Below are 18190 nucleotides of genomic sequence, written 5' to 3'. Positions count from 1 at the left end.
TGGTTCATTGCGAACGAGCTGTATCCGGCTGCCATCGCTTCGCAATGTGGGCCACAACTGCGCGTGCGCGCGCTTGCGCACGATCGTTCAGATCACTCGCGGCGGTTCACCACCGACGATTACGACGTCGGCCGGGCGCCGTGCGAACAGACCCACGCAAACCACGCCGGGAATCTGGTTCAAGTTGCGCTCCAGCGCCACCGGGTCGGTGATCTGCAGGTTGTGCACGTCCAGCACCACATTGCCGTTATCGGTCACCACGCCGTCGCGCCACACCGGCTGACCGCCGGTCAGCGCCAGGATCTGCCGGGCGACCAGGCTGCGTGCCATCGGAATCACTTCCACCGGCAGCGGAAATTTTCCCAGCACCGGTACCTGCTTGCTCGGGTCCACGATGCAGATGAAGCGCTCGCTGGCTTCGGCGATGATCTTCTCGCGTGTCAGCGCTGCGCCGCCGCCCTTGATCAGGCAGCGGTTCGGGTCGCACTCGTCGGCGCCGTCCACGTACAGCGACAGGTTGCCGGTGTGGTTGAGATCCAGTACCTCGATGCCGTGCTGGCGCAGGCGCGTGGTGCTCTGCTCGGAGCTGGACACTGCGCCCTTGATGCGATGGCCGATGCGGCCCAGCGCGTCGATGAAGTAGGCCACCGTCGAGCCGGTACCGACCCCGACGATCATGCCGTCTTGCACGTAATCGATCGCCTTTTCGGCGGCCAGGCGTTTTGCTTCGGACATGGGTAAGAGCTCGGGATGAGTGATTGGGGATTGATAAGAGCAAGTCACGCGGGATGGCAATGGGCGACTTCCACTGCCGAATCCCCCATCACTGCGATTCCATCGTCAGCAACAGTTTCCACTGCGCGGCAGTCACCGGCAGGATCGACAGGCGGTTGCCGCGCGCGATCAGCGGGAAGCCTTCGCCCAGCGCATCGGCCTGTTGCTTGATTTCATCCAGCGAAATCGTACGCGTGAGTTTGCGCTCGAATGCCACGTCCACCAGCATCCAGCGCGGATCTTCGCGGCTGGACTTGGGGTCGTAGTAATCGGACTTCGGGTCGAACTGGGTGTCGTCCGGATACGCTGCGCTCGCCACCTTGGCGATACCGACGATGCCGGGCACCTTGCAGTTGGAATGGTAGAAGAACACGCCATCGCCCACGTGCATGCCATCGCGCATGAAGTTGCGCGCCTGGTAGTTGCGCACGCCGTTCCACGGCTCGGTGCCGACGCGTTCCAGATCATCGATGGAGAACGTGTCCGGCTCGGACTTCATCAACCAATAGCGCTTGCGGGCAGTCATTCGGAAACGGCGTCTTCTTTCAGGAAGGTGGCGTGTTCGGTGCAGATGGCGTCGACCGCCACATCCCACGCTTCAGTGGGCAGGGCGGGCACCTGCTGCGCAGCGAAGCCGACGCCGACCAGCCAGGGCGGCGGCGCCTGGCGATGCCGGAACGCGAAGCTGCGATCATACCAGCCGCCTCCCATGCCCAGCCGGCGGCACGCCGCATCGAAACCGGTCAAGGGGGTAATCACCAGCGCCATCTCTTCTGGTGCCAGCATGTCGGCGCGGTCCACATCAGGCTCGGGAATGCCGTAGCGATTACTCACCAACGGCTGGCCAGGCCGCCACGGCGCAAAGCGCAGTACGCGCCCATCCAGTACCGGCAAGCAATAGCGCACCCCGTCCGGCAAGGTCAGCTGCCAGCGATGCAGCGCAATTTCGCCATCCATCGCCCAGTAACCCGCCACGGCACCGCTGTGCGGTGCGAATGGCAGAGCCAGCAAACGCTCGGCCAACGCATCGGCTGCGGCTAAGCGCTGTGTTGCCGGCACGCTGCGTCGGTGTGCGCGCAAGTGCTGACGCAATGCATCTCGGTCCTCGGTCATCAGTGTCTCGCGGCGCAATCGGTGCTGCATTGTCGATGGCGCACACGCGCATGCCTAGCGTGGCGTGCAATGCCGCTTGCAGACGCGCTTCGGCTGTGGCTCTGCGCAGAGCGACTGGTGGTGCGCACTGCTGGCACCTGTCGTCTGCAGCGCTCACGCATCAGCGATGCAGCGTGCGCATCGCAACGCCTTCGACGCAGCAACAGGGGCGCGAACGCAACAAGAGCCGCAGTGCCGCCTCAACGACCGCAGGTCAGTCGTTCGGACGCGCAAAAGAAACGACGCCCGAAGGCGCCGTTTCAGATTTGCATTCTCCGCCATGACGATGCGGGCGAAACGACCTTGAACCCGGGGTTCAAGTGGGGACGTTGTGAGGCCATCGGGCTTCCCGCTACAAGGCGGACTTGCACACCCAGCTTCGTCGCGCCCCCGTGGTCGTAATTAAGGGACAAGGCGAATGTTTTGCACGCTGTCGTTTACAGCAGAGAACGCAGGCGAATTATAGACCTCTGCACCGCGATGGCTAGCCCATTCGTCGGCCGACGGGCTTGAGGATTCATATTTGCGATGGCAGTGCGAATTCCGCTCAGCGTGGTGTGTCGGAAACGCTATCCAGTCGGCGATTCAAGGTGTCCAGCGTATTGGCCAATTCACGATCGTAGAGCGCCTGCTGTTCGCGCAGTTGCTGCAACTCATGCGCCAGATTGAGCGCAGCCAGCACTGCGACACGGTCCACCGCCGCCATGCGATTGCTGCCGCGGATCTCACGCATGCGTAGATCCAGCAGCCGCGCGGCGGCTGTAAGGCTCTCGCGTTCGTCCGCAGTCACGCCGACCGTGTATTCACGATCCAGAATACGCACGCTGACCGGTTCGTTGTTGCTCACGTGTGCTGCTCCAGTGACTTCAAGCGGGCAATCATCGCTTCCACACGCGAGCGCGCCTGCTCGTTCTTGGTCAACAGTTGCGAGCGCTCGCCGATGAGCTGCTCCTGTTGATGACGCAGGCTACGGTTTTCGTCGGTGAGCCGTTGGGTACGCTCCACCAAGGCCTCCACGCGGGCGGCGAGTGCGCGGATCTGAGCGAGGGCGGCAGCGTTGTCCATGCGCTCACGATAGGGGCGCGTGCGCGCGGTGGTCAAGCGTCCGCGCACGTCCCGATCGCTGGGCTAGCCCAAGCCCTGCAAGGTCTCGCGCAGAATCCAGGCAGGCCGGCATCGCACGCGTGGAACCCTGCATGGAACGCACAGATCGCGGCCCATGCTGGCCGCCTTGATACACTGGGAAGTCATATCGCCGGCCCTGCGTCGGCACCTTATCGCTCCTCAGCCTGGATGACCCGATGGATCTGCCCGACGTAACCGCTGTGCAAAACGAAAGCCGTCAGCTCGCGCTGGCGTCCTCTGCGGCGGAGTTGCATGGCGGGCTGTGCGGGTGGCTCTCCGGCGGCGGCATCGACAGCGCCGACTGGCTGGCACGCATTTTGGCCGACACCGGCCAGGGCGCCCCCAAACAGGGCGGGGCCCTGGACCAGCTGCGGCAGGGCACCGTGGCGCAACTGGAAGACCGCGATTTCGCCTTTGAGCTGCTGTTGGTCGAAGACGGCGCCCCGTTGCCGGCGCGTACCGATGCGTTGTTCGACTGGTGCCGCGCCTTCCTGGGTGGATTTGGTCTGGCCGCGCAGCAGCGCCCGGCGCTGAGCGAAGAAGGCGAGGAAGCGCTGCAGGACCTGGCGCGTCTGGCGCAGGCGTCCAGCGACGACTTCGACGCGGCCGACGAGGACGACACCGCATTGGCCGAAATCGAAGAATTCGTGCGCGTGGCGGTGCTGTTGCTGCATGGCGACTGCGTGATGGGGCCGCGTTTCCGCCAACGTCTGAACTGATCGGCCCGCCATGAAGAAGCTCACCGGGATCGGCACAGCCGAGTACGCGCGCCGCCGCAAGCAGCTCATGCAGATGGCCGGCGAGCAGGCCATCCTGATTTTACCGGCCGCGCCTGAGCGCGTGCGCAGCCACGACACGCATTATCCGTACCGACAGGATTCGGATTTCTGGTATCTGAGCGGGTTTCCGGAGCCCGAAGCGGTGCTGGTGCTGGTGCCCGGCCGCAAGCATGGCGAAGCGATTCTGTTCTGCCGCGAGCGCGATGCCGAGCGCGAAGCCTGGGATGGCCCGCGCGAGGGCCAGGAAGGTGCGGTGGAGCGCTACGGCATGGACGATGCGTACCCCATCGACGATGTCGACGACATCCTGCCCGGCCTGCTGGAAGGGCGCAGCCGCGTGTACTACCACTTCGGGCGCGATGTCGATTTCGATCTCAAGTTGATCGGCTGGCTCAAGCGTGTGCGCGAGCAGGTGCGCCATGGTGCACAACCGCCGCACGAATTTCTCGAGCTCGGGCACCTGTTGCACGAACAGCGGCTGTTCAAGTCGCGCGATGAGATCGCGTTGATGCAGCAGGCCGCCGACATCAGTGTGCGTGCGCACCGCGCGGCGATGCGGCTGGCGCGGCCGGGTGTGCACGAGTACGAATTGCAGGCTGAGGTCGAGCGCGAATTCCGCGCTGCCGATGCGTGGCCGGCGTACGGCAGCATCGTCGGCAGCGGTAGCAATGCCTGCGTGCTGCATTACCGCGCCAACAGCGCGCGCAGTCGCGATGGCGAACTGGTGCTAATCGATGCCGGTGCCGAATACCGCGGCTATGCGGCCGATATCACCCGCACACTTCCGATCAACGGCCGGTTCACGCCGGCGCAGCGTGCGCTGCACGATCTGGTCGGTGCTGCGCAGGCGGCGGCGCTTGCGCAGGCATGCCCCGGCCTTGCCTACGAAGCGGGGCATCTGGCCGCCGTGGAAACCTTGACCGAAGGGCTGCTGCGACTGGGTCTGCTCAAGGGCAAACTCGAGCGCAACATCGCAGATGGGCAGTACAAGCGATTTTATCGGCACAAGACCGGCCATTGGCTGGGCCTGGATGTGCACGATGTGGGCGACTACCGGCTGGCCGGCGATTCGCGGCTGCTCGAACCCGGCATGGTGTTCACCATCGAGCCAGGACTGTACGTGTCAGCCGACGACACCTCGGTAGAGGCCAAGTGGCGCGGCATCGGCATTCGCACCGAAGACAATGTGCTGATCACTGCCGATGGCCACCGGGTGTTGACCGACGCATTGGCGCGCAGTGCCGACGAGATCGAAGCGGAGATGGCTGGCGGCGCGTAGCCGCCCGGCAAGCAAGTGATTCGAAGCGGCTGATACCACGCAGCGCGCAGCCGTGCTGCAGGCGTGGCGCAACGCAGTCGCTGCGCTGGACGCGGGGTTCCCGCCGATTCCGAGTAATAACTGCCCCGCCGGGTTGTTCGCTGCGTTTATTGACCCAGCTGCGGTGTCTGCGCACGTTCGGGCTGCTGCACCTGCTCGCTCGGCCCGGCGAGTTGCCGCGCGCGCTCGAACGATTGTTCTTCCGGCGTGCCGAGTGCCTGTTCGGTTTTCATGTGCGCGCGCAGATGTGCCGGGTTGGCGGGGTCGCCTTGCACCACGAACACGTTCTCGCCGCCGTGCACGCCACGATTGTTCGCTGCGCTCATCAGCACGTGATCCACGCGCGACAGCCCGCCCTCCTTGGCCAGCGGCAACAAGGCCGCAGTGAGGCGGGCGCTGGTCTGATCTGGCACGCGGCCGTGCGCCGCATCGATCGCATGCACGCCGCGTTCGATCTGCCGATACATCGTGTGGTCCGGGTGCGAGGTCTGGCGTGGATCGTTCATGGCAATGTTCCGTGTGTGGTAGTGCTGAAACGTCGCGGTGCGTTACCGGGTGGTGGAAGGCGCGGCGGACCTCAGTGTAGGCGCGATGCATGTCGGTGCCGGGTTTAATCGTTCCGTGCAGGCATGGTGCGCCGTGTCCTCATGCGGCGGCGAAGACCGGGCGAGTCAGATTTTCTGCGCTTCCCTCGGTGCACACCACTTCATCTTCGATGCGGATGCCGCCGTAGGGCTTGAACGCTTCCACGCGCTGCCAGTTGACGCTGGCTGCGTGGCCGTTCTTCTTCACTTCGTCCAGCAGCATGTCGATGAAGTACACGCCGGGCTCGATCGTGACCACCATGCCGGGCTCCAGCACGCGGGTCAGGCGCAGATACGGGTGGCCGGCCGGGCGCTCGATGCGGCCGCCGCGGTCGCTGGCGGCAAAACCAGCCACGTCGTGCACCTGCAAGCCGATCAGATGGCCCAGGCCATGCGGGAAGAACGCAGCGCTGACGCCGGTGGTCACTGCTGCCTCCGGCGAGACGGTCAGGACGCCGAACTCCTTGAGGATGCCCATCAACGCCAGATGCGCGTCGAGATGCAGCTGCTTGTAGTCCACACCGGCACGTACGTTCTGGCCCATGCGCAGCTGCGCAGCATCCACCGCGTCGATCAGTGCCTGGAAGTCGCTCCCGGGATCGGCGGCGTAGGTGCGGGTGATGTCGCTGGCGTAGCCGTATGCGGAGGCGCCGGCGTCGATCAGAAAGCTGCGCAGCGGTTGCGGCGGCTGTTGGCCCAATTCGGTGTAGTGCAGTACCGCGCCGTGTTCGTTGAGCGCAATGATGTTGCCGTACGGCAACTCATTGGCGTCCTGGCCCACCGCCGCGCAATACGCCATGTGGATGCCGAATTCGCTCTGGCCGGCGCGGAACGCCGCTTCTGCAGCGCGATGGCCGCGCACCGCACTTTGCTGGGCGATGCGCAGCAATGCCAGCTCGTACGGCGTCTTGAACGCGCGCTGGTATTCCAGGTAATCGAGCACCGGCTGCGGGTTGTTCGGCACATACGCACCGAGCGTGCTTTGCGCTTCGCCCAGAATCGCACAGCGCTCAGCTTGTTTGGGCAGCAGCGCCAGCGCTTGGTCCGGGGTGCGGATGATGTGGATGTCGCAGTGTTCCACCCACCAGCCGCTGGGTGCGGCGGGCACGACATGCCAGTAGTCGAACGGCTGATAGAAAATCACCGTCGGGCGCTTGCCCGGCGTGTAGACCAGCCAACTGTTGGGCACCCGCGTCAGCGGCACCCAGGCCTTGAATTGCGGGTTGACCGCGTACGGGTAATCGCGGTCGTCGAACAGCTGGTAATGCGTGCTGCCGCTGGGAACCACCAGATGCTCGAAGCCGCCGCGCTGCAGCGCTTCGTCGGCGCGCGCGGTGAGCGTACGCAGGTGGTCGGAATACAGGCTGCTCAAGGAGGGCTGGGTCATGCGGGGCTCGATCGGCAATGCAAAGGCAATGCACAATTTTGCCGCAATCCTTGCAATGCTGCTGTCGTGGCGTGGCTGCTACAACCAACGCGCAATCGGCAGATGGCGCGACGGCGCGGGGAGCGTCCGGACGCACGGTTAGATGTGGCGTCTACCCCTGCCGCGCCCGGCTGGGGGCGGTCGTGGTGCAAGCCGCGTTAGCCAGCCAGATGCTCGTCGGCGATCCAGGCGCGCAGGCGCTGCCGGTGCGGCTCGGACATGGTCAGGAAGCGCACGCCGGCCCAGGACTGCCCGGGCGCGTGCGCGGCTTCGGACCACAGCAGATGCACGCCGACATCGATCTCGGTGGCGCGACCAACCCGCTCGGGCAGCGTGAAGCGCAACTGATACAAGGCGTCGTCGTGCAGCGGAACCGACCCCAACAACAGCATGCCGGTTTCGGACAGGTTGCCGACCCGGCCGATCTGCGCCTCGGTCAGCGTGTCGATGACCGGCAGCAGGTCGGTCGGCTGGCGGCGCGGTGCGCGGCGGGTGTCCTGGATCATGGCTGGGCCTCGGTAACAGGCGACTGGCCGGCCAGGCTGCGCAGCGTGCGCACGGTGGCATGCCAGGCGCGATCGATCAGACGCGATTTTTCTTCCACCAGCAGACGTGCCTGCCCACCGGCCATCAGCCGCGCCAGGCTATCCAGCGAGTGCTCGCCAACCTTCTGCCCGCGCTGATTCACGAACAGTGCGTTGCCGGTCATCGGGCTGTACCAGGACAGGCGTTGCCGGCGCAGATCGCCTTGCTGGTTGATCACGAATTCGAACCAGGTCCCGAACGGCAAGCTGCGTAGCTGCGCGTAGTACTGCTCTTCGGCCGGCGTGCGCGGCGTGGCCGCCGGCTTGCGCGGCGCGCTGTCGCCCTGGTCGCCGAGCCGGGTACGCGCCTTGAGTTTGGCGGCAAGCTCGGTGCGCGAGGTCACTTCGTCTTCGCCGCCGGGCGTGGACAAGCGCCGCGCGATCGCTGCCGCTTCATCGTGGTGATACCCCACCTGCAGCAGCGCGGTTTCCACATTGGTGCCGAGTGCGATGTCGGTGGGCTGGCCCTTGCTGCGGCAGGTGACTTCGGCAATGCGCGCGGTCAGTGCCTGGCGCTCTTCCCACTCGGGCGACTGCTCGCCCTGGCGCAGCAAGGTCAGCGTGAGCACATCCGACCATGCCTGGCGCAGCAGCGATTGCACGAAGCGCGGTGGCGCGCTTTGTTCGCACAGTTGCTCGATGCGCGCTTCGGCCTGCTGCTTGGCCGATTCCAGACGCTCTTTGCCACGCGCAGCATCCACATGCCGCCGCTCGGTCACTTCTGCCTTGCGCGCGAGTGCGCGCAGATGCGTCTGGATGTCGTCGTTGGCAGCGGCGAAAACGGCCTCGTCGCCCTGATAGTCGTTGACGATCTTGTCGACCGCGCTGCCCAGCTTGTGCAGCAGTTGCGGGTCGATATCGTCCTCGCCCAGCCACACGGCGCCGGATTCAGCCACGGTGTTGAGCAATTCACGCACCGGATGCTGGTCGCGCACGAAAAAATGCGCGTCGGCCAATGCGGCGCGGGCGACCGGTACCTGCAACTTTGCCAGCAATGCCTGTGCCGGCGTCTGCTCGCGCACCTCGCGCTGCATCTGCGCGTAGAGCAGGCCAAGCAGGTCGAAGGTGTCGTTGTCCTGCCGCGCCAGTACGGCATCTGGACCGTGCTGGCTACGCAGCAGCTCCAGTACCTGACGCTGCACTGCATCGATGCCCGACGTTTGGTGTGTCGCTGCGGCCTGTCTGGCGAGCGCACCTTGCAGGCTGGCGAGCGCATCGCCGAGCGCAGCCTTGGGCACGGCAGCGGCGGCGCCGCGCTGCGATGTCTGGGTCGCTGCTGCGAGCAACGTGGAGGAGGGCGGCATCGCGTTGCTGGCGGGCGCGGCTGCGCCTGCGTGAGCTGCATGGACAGCTGCCTGCGATTGCCGTGCCGACGCCATCAAGCCGCCCAGGGCCTGCACTGCATCGTTGAGCGCCGGCGACAGCGCGGGTGCCGCCATCGCAGGCGCTGTTGGCGCAGCAGCGTGATCCAGCAAGGCGCTCTGCCAGGCCGTTGGCGCAGCTTGGCCTGCCCAGCCAGTGGCCGGGCGCGGCAGGCCACTGGCTGCAGCATTGTTGCTCGTCGCCGCGGCGTCTTTCGAGCCCTGCGCCGATGTCGGCAGCGTACGCCGCGTCTGTACCTGCGTGGGCTTGACCAGATACGGGTGATAGATCAGCCCCGGCAGGATGCCTTCCTGGTCCAGGATGCTGTTAGCGCTTTCGAACAGATCGCCCAGACGGTCCATCACCTGGCGCTCGAATACCTTGTACAGCGTCAGCTGTCCATCCAGGCTCAGTCCCAGCGTTTCCCCGCACTGACGCAAAATGCGGCATAGCGCGTACGGGCCAAGCGGTAAGTCTTCCAGCTCGAATTCGGGTACCGCACCGATCACTGCCAGCCGCTGCGCCAGCAAGAGCAGCGCATCGGCGCGCCGCGATGTCTCGCGACGTGCGATTTCGCTCAGCACGATGTCGCGATCGATATCGGTGTCTTCGACCAGTGTCAGCATCTGCGGTTGCGCTGGGACATCGATCAGCGGCGCCAGCACCGGACGTTCGCGCAAGCCGGCCAGCGCCTTCGCCAGCTCCTGCACAAACGCCTGTGGAAAGCGGTCGATATGGTCGCGCAGGCCGCGCGTCTGTGCATAGGTTTCGGCCTGGATCTGGCTGTTGCGCGCGTGCTCGGCCTGATACAGCAATTCGCGTTCCAGCTCGACGACGGTCAGTCGCAGTGGTCCGCTCAACGCCTGCACGCAATGCGCGTGCAGCATGCCAAGCAGGCGCCGGCCGCGCGCGGACACTGGCGCATCGGCAATCGGGCCGCTGAGTGCGGGGGGCAGGGAAGACACGGGCGTGGACATCCGGGGGAGGCGGGCTCGGTTCGAAGCGTGAGCTATGTAGCATGTTTTCCCACAGGCTGCGCGGCATGGGCACCCAGCGCATCCGGTTCGCGTGATGCCACGCGGTGCAGGTTGCGGGCATGCGCCACGCGCATGCAGCCGATGGATCAAAGAGTTGCGGCGACTCGGCCCAGGAACAACGCGACCACATCATTGGTAAACCGACGTCCCAACTCGGTCGGCACCACGCGCCCATCCTGCCGGGTCATCCAGCCCTGTGCCAGCGCGCGCGCCAGCGGTACCTCGATGACGGAGGCCGCAAGGCCAGTAAAAGTTTCGAAATCGCTCAGCCGGAAGCCTTCGTGCAGGCGCAGCAGATTGAGCATGTATTCGAATGGCAGCCGTTCGCGCGGCACGATGTCGTGGCCGCCGATGGACGCGGCAGTACCTGCACTGGCCAGATACGTCTGCGGATGTTTGTGCTTCCAGCGCCGCAACACGTGCTCTTCGGCACCGGAGCTGATCTTGCCGTGCGCACCTGCACCGATCCCCAGGTAGTCGCCGAAACGCCAGTAGTTGAGGTTGTGCGCGCACTGCCGCCCCGGCTTTGCATACGCACTCACTTCGTATTGCGCGTAGCCGGCGTCGGCCAGCAGGCGCTGGCAGTGCTCCTGGATATCCCAGGCGGCATCGTCGTCGGGAATACCCGTGGGCGGCCGCGCGAAGAACACCGTGTTCGGCTCCAGCGTGAGCTGGTAATGCGACAGGTGTGTGGGCTGCAGCGCGAAGGCACGTTCCAGATCGTACTCGGCCTGCAGCAGCGTCTGTTCGGGCAACGCATACATCAGGTCGATATTGAAATTATCGTAGCCGGCGTCTTGTGCCAGTTTGATTGCACGTTCGGCTTCAGCGCTGTCGTGAATACGGCCAAGCCGTTGCAGCGCCACGTCGTCGAAGGTCTGCACGCCGAAGCTCAGACGGTTCACGCCCGCAGCGCGGTAGTGTTCGAAACGGCCGTGCTCGGCGGTCCCCGGATTGGTTTCCAGGGTGATTTCAAGATTCGGCGCAAAGCGCAGTCGCGCCGAGGCCGCTTGCAGAAAGCGGTCGATCGCTTCGGGCGGAAACAGGCTGGGCGTGCCGCCGCCGAAGAACACCGAGTGCACCACGCGGCCCCACACCAGCGGCAGATCCGCATCCAGGTCGCGGATCAGTGCGTCCACGTACTCCTCGAACGGCAGCATGCCCTTGGCCGCGTGCGAATTGAAATCGCAGTACGGGCATTTGCGCACGCACCAGGGCAGGTGCACGTAGAGCGACAGCGGCGGCGGAATCAGCTGGGGCATTGCGCTAGGCGTACTTCACAGCGACAACGCATGCAGCTTGTGCTGCAACGTGGCCAGCGCCACCGCACGATGGCTTAGGCGGTTCTTCAACCCGGTGTCCATTTCCGCGGCGGTCAGGCCGTACACCGGATCCAGAAACACCGGGTTGTAGCCGAAGCCGCCATCGCCGCGCGGCTGCGTGGTGATCAGGCCTTCCCAGCTGCCTTCGGCGATCAGTGGTTGCGGATCTTCCGGATGCCGTAGCAAGACGATCACCGCATAAAACCGCGCGCTGCGGCGATCGGCCGGCACATCGCGCATGGCATCGAGCAACTTGGCATTGTTGGCCAGCGCATTGGTCGGGCTACCGGCATAGCGCGCGCTGTACAAGCCGGGTGCGCCATCCAATGCGTCCACAATCAACCCGGAGTCATCGGCCAGCGCCGGCAAACCCGTCACTGCGCTGGCATGGCGCGCCTTGATCAAGGCGTTCTCGACGAAGGTCAGGCCGGTTTCCGGAACATCTTTCACGCCGAGGTCGCCTTGCGCCACGATGCGCAGCGGCAGCTCGGCCAGCATGGCGCGCAGTTCTTCCAGCTTGCCGGCGTTGCCGCTGGCCAGGACCAGTTGTTTCATTGCTTGGGCTCCAGCAGATCCCACTTGGTGCCATACAGATCGCGAAACACCACGACCGTGCCGTACGGCTCTTTGCGCGGGGTTTCCAGGAATTCCACGCCGAATGCCTGCATGGCCGCATGGTCGCGCCAGAAGTCGTCGGTGTAGAGGAAATGATCCACTCGCCCTCCGGTCTGATCGCCGATGCGAGCGCGTTGCGCGGCATCGGCCGGCTGCGCGAGCAGCAAGCCGGCGTCCTGTGCACTGCCTGGGCCGATCACCACCCAGCGCTTGCCATCGCCAAGTGCGCGGTCCTCCAGTACATGGAAACCCAGCGCACCGGTGTACCAGGCAATTGCCGCATCGTAATCGGCAACCAGCAAGGTGGTCAGGGCGATACGACGGCTCATCCGGCCAGCGCAGCGCGTTGCAGGGCGAACAACTCGCCCATGCCCTTTTCGGCCAGGGCGAGCAGCGCGTTCAGTTCGTCGCGACGGAAGGCGTGGCCTTCGGCAGTGCCCTGCAGCTCGATGAAGCCGCCGCCATCGTTCATCACCACATTCATGTCGGTGTCGCAGTCGCTGTCTTCGGGGTAATCCAGATCCAGCACCGGCTCGCCGCGATAGATGCCCACCGACACCGCGGCCACCGCGCCGATCAGCGGATGCTTCTTGATGTCGCCGCGCTTGAGCAGCAAGTTCACCGCATCGGCCAACGCCACGTAAGCGCCGGTGATCGCCGCGGTGCGGGTGCCGCCGTCGGCCTGCAGTACGTCGCAGTCCAGGGTGATGGTGCGTTCGCCCAGCGCAGTGCGGTCCACGCAGGCGCGCAATGCGCGGCCGATCAGGCGCTGGATTTCCAGCGTGCGTCCGCCCTGCTTGCCGCGTGCGGCTTCGCGGTCGGAACGGGTGTGGGTGGAGCGCGGCAACATGCCGTATTCGGCGGTGACCCAGCCTTCGCCCTTGCCGCGCAGGAAGTTCGGGACGCGGTTTTCCACGCTGGCGGTGCACAGCACGCGGGTGTCGCCGAAGCTCACCAGCACCGAGCCTTCGGCATGGCGGGTGAAGGAGCGTTCGATGCGCACCGGGCGCAGCTGATCGGCCGTGCGGCCGCTGGGACGGGAAAAGGTCATGCGATGAGTCCGGAAGTCGGGAGGTGGGTCTTGGCGCCAATGCACGGCGGGCAGCAGCCGGCCGGTGTGGGCGGCTAGGGTACCATTCGCGCTTTGACGGTACGGGATTGACGATGATCCGAAGCATGACCGCGTTTGCCGGCGGCGAACGCATCACGCCCTGGGGCACGCTGGGTTGCGAGCTGCGCTCGGTCAACCACCGCTTTCTGGAGGTGGGCGTGCGCCTGCCCGAAGAACTGCGTGCGCTGGAGCCGTTGCTGCGCGAACGCGTGGCAGCCAAGAACAGCCGCGGCAAGCTGGACCTGACGTTGCGCCTGCGCGCGCCGGACAACGCGCAGACGCTGGCAGTCAACGAATCGCTGCTTCAGGAACTGGGTGCGCTGGCCACGCGGCTGGATTGCCTGTTTCCCAAATTGCAAGTGGGCTTCACCGATCTGCTGCAGCTGCCTGGCGTCCTGCAGGTGCAGGACGTGGATGCGCCTGCACTGCAGGCACAGGCGATGGCCTTGCTCGATGAAGTGGTCGACAGTTTTGTGGTTGCGCGCGAGCGCGAAGGCGGCAAGCTGGCAGAGGCGATCAGCGAACGTGTGGACGCGATCGAACGCATCGCCGCCGAGGTGCGCATCTTGATCCCGGTGATTCGCGAGGGGCAGCGCGTCAAGCTGGCTGCACGCCTGGCCGATCTACCGCATCCGGTGGACCCGGGCCGCGCCGAGCAGGAACTGGTGCTGTGGTTGCAGAAGCTGGATGTGGACGAGGAACTGGACCGCCTATCCAGCCATATCGCCGAAATCCGCCGCGTGCTCAAGCAGCGCGAGCCGGTCGGCCGTCGCCTGGACTTTCTGCTGCAGGAGTTCAACCGCGAAGCCAATACCCTGGGTTCCAAGTCGGTGGACAGCCGCACGTCCAATGCCGCGGTGGATCTGAAGGTGTTGATCGACCAGATCCGCGAGCAGGTGCAGAACATCGAATAGCCGTGAATAGGCAATCGGGAATGGGGAATCGTCAAAGCAGGTACGATTCCCTCCGGCCTGCTTGCTCCGCGCGGTGCCCCATTCCCTATTCTCGACTCCCTATTCCCTAAAATGCGCGGCACCCTCTATATCGTTGCGGCCCCCTCGGGCGCCGGCAAGAGCAGCATCGTCAACGCCACCTTGGCACGCGACCCGAAGATCGCCTTGTCGATCTCGTTCACCTCGCGCGCGCCGCGGCCGGGCGAACGGCATGCCGAGCACTACCATTTCGTGTCGGCCGACGAGTTCCAGGGCATGATCGAGGCGGGCGACTTCTTCGAATACGCGCTGGTGCATGGCGACTGGAAGGGCACGGCGCGGCAGTCGGTGGAGCCGCAACTGGCGGCCGGTCACGACGTGCTGCTGGAGATCGATTGGCAGGGCGCGCGCCAGGTCCGCCAGAAGGTGCCCGATGCGGTGAGCGTGTTCATCCTGCCGCCGTCGCGCCAGGCGCTGGACGAGCGCATGCGCAAGCGCGGCCAGGACAGCGAGGAGGTGATGGCGCAGCGCCTGGCTGCCGCGCGCGAAGAGATGCTGCATTTCGAAGAGTTCGATTACGTCATCATCAACGAGACCTTCGACACCGCGGTCTCGGAGATGTGCGCCATCTTCACCGCCAGCCGGCTGCGTCGGCAGGCGCAGCAGCAGCGGCATGCGGGCCTGATCCAGGCGTTGCTGGACTGAGTTGCTGGTGCGCCAGGGCGGGAGCGGCGATTGGCGATGCCAGTGTGGCGACGACGCTGCAGCTGAAAATCGGCGATCGGCCAGCGCGTCGCCGCGGCTGACAGGCAGGCGGCCGGGCCAGGCCTGCGGGGCCGTTCTGCGCATCAGGGCGGCGCTGCGGCTTGATCGATCTGGTCCAAGTGCCTGATTCCAAAGCGAACTGAATGACCGCCGGTTGCCCGCCCAGGCGCGCAGGCGTACACTCCGCCCCCTTTCCCTCATTCGATGCGCGGCCGTTGCTGGTCGCCGGGAGCCCGCATGGCCCGCATTACCGTAGAAGATTGCCTGGAAGTCGTGAACAACCGTTTCGAGCTGGTCATGATGGCCTCCAAGCGCGCCCGTCAGCTCGCCAACGGCGTGCAGCCGCTGATCGAAAACGCAGACGCCAGCGACAAGCCCACCGTGATGGCGCTGCGCGAGATCGCTGCCCGCCGGATCGACAATGCGCTGATCGACGAAGTCGAGAAGGCCGAACGCGAGCGTGCCGAGCGCGAAGCGCTGGAATGGGCCGCCGCCGAAGTGGTGGCCGACGAAGACATGTCCAAGAACGACGACTGATCGTCACCGGCCGCTGCGGTGGCCGACGATTTCCGGACAGCCCGCCTTGTGCGGGCTGTCTGCGTTTTGAGGGATGGCGCGAGCCACGGGATGACTGCGACAGGGTGAGACGAGTCTGGAGCTCGCGCTGCGCTGCCGTGTGGCGTGCATGCCGCGCCCCGCGTGCTGCATCCGACCGCTGCCCGCGACGGTGCCCTGGCCGCTTTTATCGACGTCGATGCAGCGCAGCTAACCGATCCGCGCGCAGGTCAGAGCGACGCCAACCACGCCTGTGCTTGCCGCTCGCGCGCCGCAGGCGTCGGCAGTCATCGTGCATCGATGTCTTGCATCGTGTGGCGTAGCTGCCGGTCCAGCGCCTGCATGGCCTGGTACCCGCGCCGCTTTGCGGCATGCAAGCGTGCGATGTCTTCCGGCGTCGCTGCGGTGCTCGCGCCCAGGCCGCTCATCGCCGACATCGCTGCCGGCAGATCGGCAAAACCGCCGCTGGCCACGGCGGCCAGCATCGCGCTGCCGAGCAGCACCGGTTCGGCGGTGGCCGCGACCTGCACCTGTACGCCGCAGGCATCGGCCATCAACTGGCGGACCAGGCGGCTGTGGCTGGCGCCGCCGCTCATGATCACGCTGTCGAACGTCACTGCCTGCGCGCGCAGCGCATCGATGATGTCGGCCAGCCCGTAACCCAGGCCGCAGACGCCGGCCACGTACAGCGCTTCCAGACCTTGCAGGTCGTGGTCGATGGTCAGCCCGGCGATCATCGCGCGGGCGTTGGGGTCTGCATCGGGCGAGCGGTTGCCCAGATACTCCGGCAGCACGTGCAGCCCGCGCGCCAGCACGGCGGCCTGGGATGCACTGCCGACGCGCGCCAGCACGCGCTCTTCTAGCCACTGCAGTACATCGCGGCCTGCGGCGGTCGCCTGTGCGTTGGCGTCGGCATAGCCCGGATGCGAGCGCACCAGGGTGTCGATTGCAACGCCGGCGGCGGATTGGCCACCTTCGTTGAGCCACAGCCCCGGGACCAGCGCGGAACCGTAAGGCCCCCACACGCCGGGCGTGAAGCATGGCGTCTGGGTGCTGGCCAGCACGCAGGCCGAAGTGCCGAAGATATAGGCCAGTCGCGCGGTGAGCGGCATCGGCTGGCCAGCTGCGGATGGGCTGGCGAGCGTGCCGATGGCACCGGCGTGGGCATCGATCAACGCCGCGCCCACTGCGGTGCCCGCACGCAGGCCCAGCTCGTCGGCAGCGCGCGCTGTCAGCCCCCGGCCCAGTGCCGTGCCCGGCGGCACCACGGTGCTGCCGATTCGCGCGGCCGCATCGTCCAGCAGGTCGGCCAGGCCGATGCGTTCGAAGTAACGCCGGCTCCAGCCTCCTTCGTGCTGCACGTAGGTCCACTTGCAGGTCACCGTGCACAGCGAACGCGCGGTGCTGCCGGTGGCGCGCCAGCTCAGCCAGTCGGCCAGGTCGAAGAAGTGCGCCGCGCGCGCGTAGCTGTCCGGCAGGTGCTGTTTGAGCCACAGCAGCTTGGGAGTCTGCATTTCCGGAGAAATCTGCCCGCCGACGTAGCGCAGCACTGGCTCGTCGGTGGCGTTGATGGACGCGGCCTGGGCGATGGCGCGGTGGTCCATCCACACGATCACATCGCGCTCGGCCTGGCCGCTGGGACTGATGCACACCGGCCCGCCGTCGGCGGCGACCGCCACCAGCGAGCAGGTGGCGTCGAAGCCGATGCCGGCCACCCGCGCGGCGTCCACGCCGGCTTGCGCCAGCGCGGCGCGGATCGCCTGCACGCAGGCCTGCCAGATGTCTGCCGAGGATTGCTCGACCATCTCACCGGGCAGGTACCAGGTCTGGATGGCGTGGCGCGCGGTGCCGAGCAACTGGCCGTGCGCGTCGAACAGCCCGGCACGCGCGCTGCCGGTGCCCACGTCCACGCCGATGTAGATCGCCTCGTTGGTCGCTCGCATGATTTACCAGCAGGTATAGCCGCCGTCGGCCAGCACGATACTGCCGGTCATCAGGCTGGCGGCAGGGGAGGCCAGGAACAGCGCCACCGAGGCGATTTCTTCCACTTCGCCCAGTCGCCCCATCGGCGTGCCGCCGATCCAGGCGTCGTACATCGCCGGATCTTCCTTGACGAAGGCATTGAGCGGCGTGGCGATGTAGGTCGGCGCGACTGCATTGACGCGCACACCGCGCGCGCCCCACTCGGCGGCCAGCGATTTGGTCAGGTGATGCACCGCTGCCTTGGAAGCGTTGTAGTAGGCCTGCGCCTGCGGTTTGTTGACGATGAAGCCGGACATCGAACCGACATTGACGATCACGCCATCGCCGCTGTCCAGCATGTGCTTGCCGAACGCGCGGCAGCACCAGAACGTGCCGTTGAGATTGACGTCGATGACGTTGAGCCAGTGCTCGTCGGTGACCGTTTCAGCCGGGGTCTGGCTACGGGCGATGCCGGCGTTGTTGACCAGGATGTCGACCTTGCCGAACTGGGCGTTCAATGCATCGGCCACGCTGGTGACGCGTGCCGAATCGGTGACGTCCATCTGCACGACCTGCGCATCCAGTCCCTTGCTGCGCAGCGTGGCCAGGCCTTGCTCGGCCACATCGCCATCGTGATCTGCGATGACCACCTTGGCACCGGCTTCGGCCAGCGCTTGGCAAATGGCCAGGCCGATCGCGCGGCCGCCGCCGGTGACGACCGCCACGCGGCCATCGAGTTTGAACTTGTCCAGATACATCGGCATATCTCCTGCTGGTCTTGATCGTG

20 protein-coding genes and 1 other RNA gene are annotated in these 18190 nt (G+C 65.9%); 5 read left to right on the top strand and 16 right to left on the bottom strand.

What is annotated here, in order from left to right; genetic code table 11:
* Nucleotides 1–87: 87 nt before the first annotated feature.
* The 6 genes from rpiA to XpruCFBP8353_RS03985 form a co-directional block, all read right to left on the bottom strand.
* Nucleotides 88–735, bottom strand: coding sequence for a ribose-5-phosphate isomerase RpiA (gene rpiA, locus XpruCFBP8353_RS04010; protein WP_101362005.1), 648 nt, complete (start codon nt 733–735; stop codon nt 88–90).
* An 88-nt stretch (nt 736–823) separates the two neighbouring features.
* Nucleotides 824–1300 (bottom strand): EVE domain-containing protein, encoded by a 477-nt coding sequence (locus XpruCFBP8353_RS04005; protein ID WP_101362004.1) that lies wholly within the window; start codon nt 1298–1300, stop codon nt 824–826.
* A complete protein-coding gene (locus XpruCFBP8353_RS04000) occupies nt 1297–1887 on the bottom strand; it encodes a 5-formyltetrahydrofolate cyclo-ligase (protein WP_101362471.1) in 591 nt (196 codons plus the stop codon). Before XpruCFBP8353_RS04000 ends, XpruCFBP8353_RS04005 begins: the two co-directional genes overlap by 4 nt.
* A gap of 307 nt (nt 1888–2194) precedes the next feature.
* Nucleotides 2195–2378: non-coding RNA, 6S RNA (gene ssrS / locus XpruCFBP8353_RS03995), on the bottom strand.
* A gap of 95 nt (nt 2379–2473) precedes the next feature.
* Nucleotides 2474–2773 (bottom strand): cell division protein ZapA, encoded by a 300-nt coding sequence (locus XpruCFBP8353_RS03990; protein WP_101362003.1) that lies wholly within the window; start codon nt 2771–2773, stop codon nt 2474–2476.
* The gene (locus tag XpruCFBP8353_RS03985) at nt 2770–2991 is read right to left on the bottom strand and encodes a TIGR02449 family protein (protein ID WP_003486122.1); all 222 of its coding nucleotides are present in this window, start codon (nt 2989–2991) and stop codon (nt 2770–2772) included. Before XpruCFBP8353_RS03985 ends, XpruCFBP8353_RS03990 begins: the two co-directional genes overlap by 4 nt.
* Nucleotides 2992–3227: 236 nt before the next feature.
* On the opposite strand from XpruCFBP8353_RS03985, the gene XpruCFBP8353_RS03980 reads away from it, so the two are divergent.
* A complete protein-coding gene (locus tag XpruCFBP8353_RS03980) occupies nt 3228–3770 on the top strand; it encodes a YecA/YgfB family protein (RefSeq protein ID WP_101362002.1) in 543 nt (180 codons plus the stop codon).
* A 10-nt stretch (nt 3771–3780) separates the two neighbouring features.
* Nucleotides 3781–5109 carry an aminopeptidase P N-terminal domain-containing protein gene (locus XpruCFBP8353_RS03975; RefSeq protein ID WP_101362001.1) on the top strand — a complete coding sequence of 443 codons (1329 nt, stop codon included), beginning with the start codon at nt 3781–3783 and terminating at the stop codon, nt 5107–5109.
* 146 nt (nt 5110–5255) lie between these two features.
* Here XpruCFBP8353_RS03975 and XpruCFBP8353_RS03970 read toward each other — a convergent pair whose 3' ends face one another.
* The 8 genes from XpruCFBP8353_RS03970 to rph all read right to left on the bottom strand — a co-directional run bounded on the left by XpruCFBP8353_RS03970 (nt 5256) and on the right by rph (nt 13129).
* Nucleotides 5256–5654 (bottom strand): XVIPCD domain-containing protein, encoded by a 399-nt coding sequence (locus XpruCFBP8353_RS03970; protein ID WP_101362000.1) that lies wholly within the window; start codon nt 5652–5654, stop codon nt 5256–5258.
* Nucleotides 5655–5793: 139 nt separating this feature from the next.
* A complete protein-coding gene (gene pepQ, locus XpruCFBP8353_RS03965) occupies nt 5794–7119 on the bottom strand; it encodes a Xaa-Pro dipeptidase (protein WP_101362470.1) in 1326 nt (441 codons plus the stop codon).
* Between the two features lie 197 nt (nt 7120–7316).
* The gene (locus XpruCFBP8353_RS03960) at nt 7317–7664 is read right to left on the bottom strand and encodes a PilZ domain-containing protein (RefSeq protein ID WP_101361999.1); all 348 of its coding nucleotides are present in this window, start codon (nt 7662–7664) and stop codon (nt 7317–7319) included.
* Complete coding sequence (locus XpruCFBP8353_RS03955; RefSeq protein WP_101361998.1) at nt 7661–10081, bottom strand: DUF1631 domain-containing protein; 2421 nt, start codon at nt 10079–10081, stop codon at nt 7661–7663. Before XpruCFBP8353_RS03955 ends, XpruCFBP8353_RS03960 begins: the two co-directional genes overlap by 4 nt.
* A 146-nt stretch (nt 10082–10227) precedes the next feature.
* Nucleotides 10228–11403 carry a radical SAM family heme chaperone HemW gene (hemW, locus tag XpruCFBP8353_RS03950; protein ID WP_101361997.1) on the bottom strand — a complete coding sequence of 392 codons (1176 nt, stop codon included), beginning with the start codon at nt 11401–11403 and terminating at the stop codon, nt 10228–10230.
* Nucleotides 11404–11418: 15 nt separating this feature from the next.
* Nucleotides 11419–12018 carry an RdgB/HAM1 family non-canonical purine NTP pyrophosphatase gene (rdgB, locus tag XpruCFBP8353_RS03945; RefSeq protein ID WP_162300933.1) on the bottom strand — a complete coding sequence of 200 codons (600 nt, stop codon included), beginning with the start codon at nt 12016–12018 and terminating at the stop codon, nt 11419–11421.
* A complete protein-coding gene (locus tag XpruCFBP8353_RS03940) occupies nt 12015–12407 on the bottom strand; it encodes a VOC family protein (protein ID WP_101361995.1) in 393 nt (130 codons plus the stop codon). Before XpruCFBP8353_RS03940 ends, rdgB begins: the two co-directional genes overlap by 4 nt.
* Nucleotides 12404–13129, bottom strand: coding sequence for a ribonuclease PH (rph, locus tag XpruCFBP8353_RS03935; RefSeq protein WP_101361994.1), 726 nt, complete (start codon nt 13127–13129; stop codon nt 12404–12406). Before rph ends, XpruCFBP8353_RS03940 begins: the two co-directional genes overlap by 4 nt.
* 113 nt (nt 13130–13242) lie before the next feature.
* Between rph and XpruCFBP8353_RS03930 the strand changes: the two genes are divergently transcribed.
* The 3 genes from XpruCFBP8353_RS03930 to rpoZ all read left to right on the top strand — a co-directional run bounded on the left by XpruCFBP8353_RS03930 (nt 13243) and on the right by rpoZ (nt 15423).
* Entirely contained in the window at nt 13243–14103 is an 861-nt protein-coding gene (locus tag XpruCFBP8353_RS03930; RefSeq protein ID WP_101361993.1) for a YicC/YloC family endoribonuclease, read from the top strand.
* A 111-nt stretch (nt 14104–14214) separates the two neighbouring features.
* Complete coding sequence (gmk, locus tag XpruCFBP8353_RS03925; protein WP_101361992.1) at nt 14215–14826, top strand: guanylate kinase; 612 nt, start codon at nt 14215–14217, stop codon at nt 14824–14826.
* 297 nt (nt 14827–15123) lie between these two features.
* Nucleotides 15124–15423, top strand: coding sequence for a DNA-directed RNA polymerase subunit omega (gene rpoZ, locus XpruCFBP8353_RS03920; RefSeq protein WP_002812428.1), 300 nt, complete (start codon nt 15124–15126; stop codon nt 15421–15423).
* A 305-nt stretch (nt 15424–15728) separates the two neighbouring features.
* On the opposite strand, the gene XpruCFBP8353_RS03915 is transcribed toward rpoZ, so the two are convergent.
* Both XpruCFBP8353_RS03915 and XpruCFBP8353_RS03910 read right to left on the bottom strand, forming a co-directional pair.
* Complete coding sequence (locus XpruCFBP8353_RS03915; protein WP_101361991.1) at nt 15729–17384, bottom strand: FGGY-family carbohydrate kinase; 1656 nt, start codon at nt 17382–17384, stop codon at nt 15729–15731.
* A gap of 3 nt (nt 17385–17387) precedes the next feature.
* On the bottom strand, nt 17388–18161 hold the full coding sequence (locus XpruCFBP8353_RS03910; RefSeq protein ID WP_046962905.1) for an SDR family NAD(P)-dependent oxidoreductase: 774 nt from the start codon (nt 18159–18161) through the stop codon (nt 17388–17390).
* Between the last annotated feature and the right edge of the window lie 29 nt (nt 18162–18190).

This window comes from Xanthomonas prunicola, assembly GCF_002846205.1.
Lineage (GTDB): Bacteria > Pseudomonadota > Gammaproteobacteria > Xanthomonadales > Xanthomonadaceae > Xanthomonas > Xanthomonas prunicola.
Note: the sequence above shows the minus strand (reverse complement) of the source record. Positions and strands in the feature narration are given on the sequence as shown.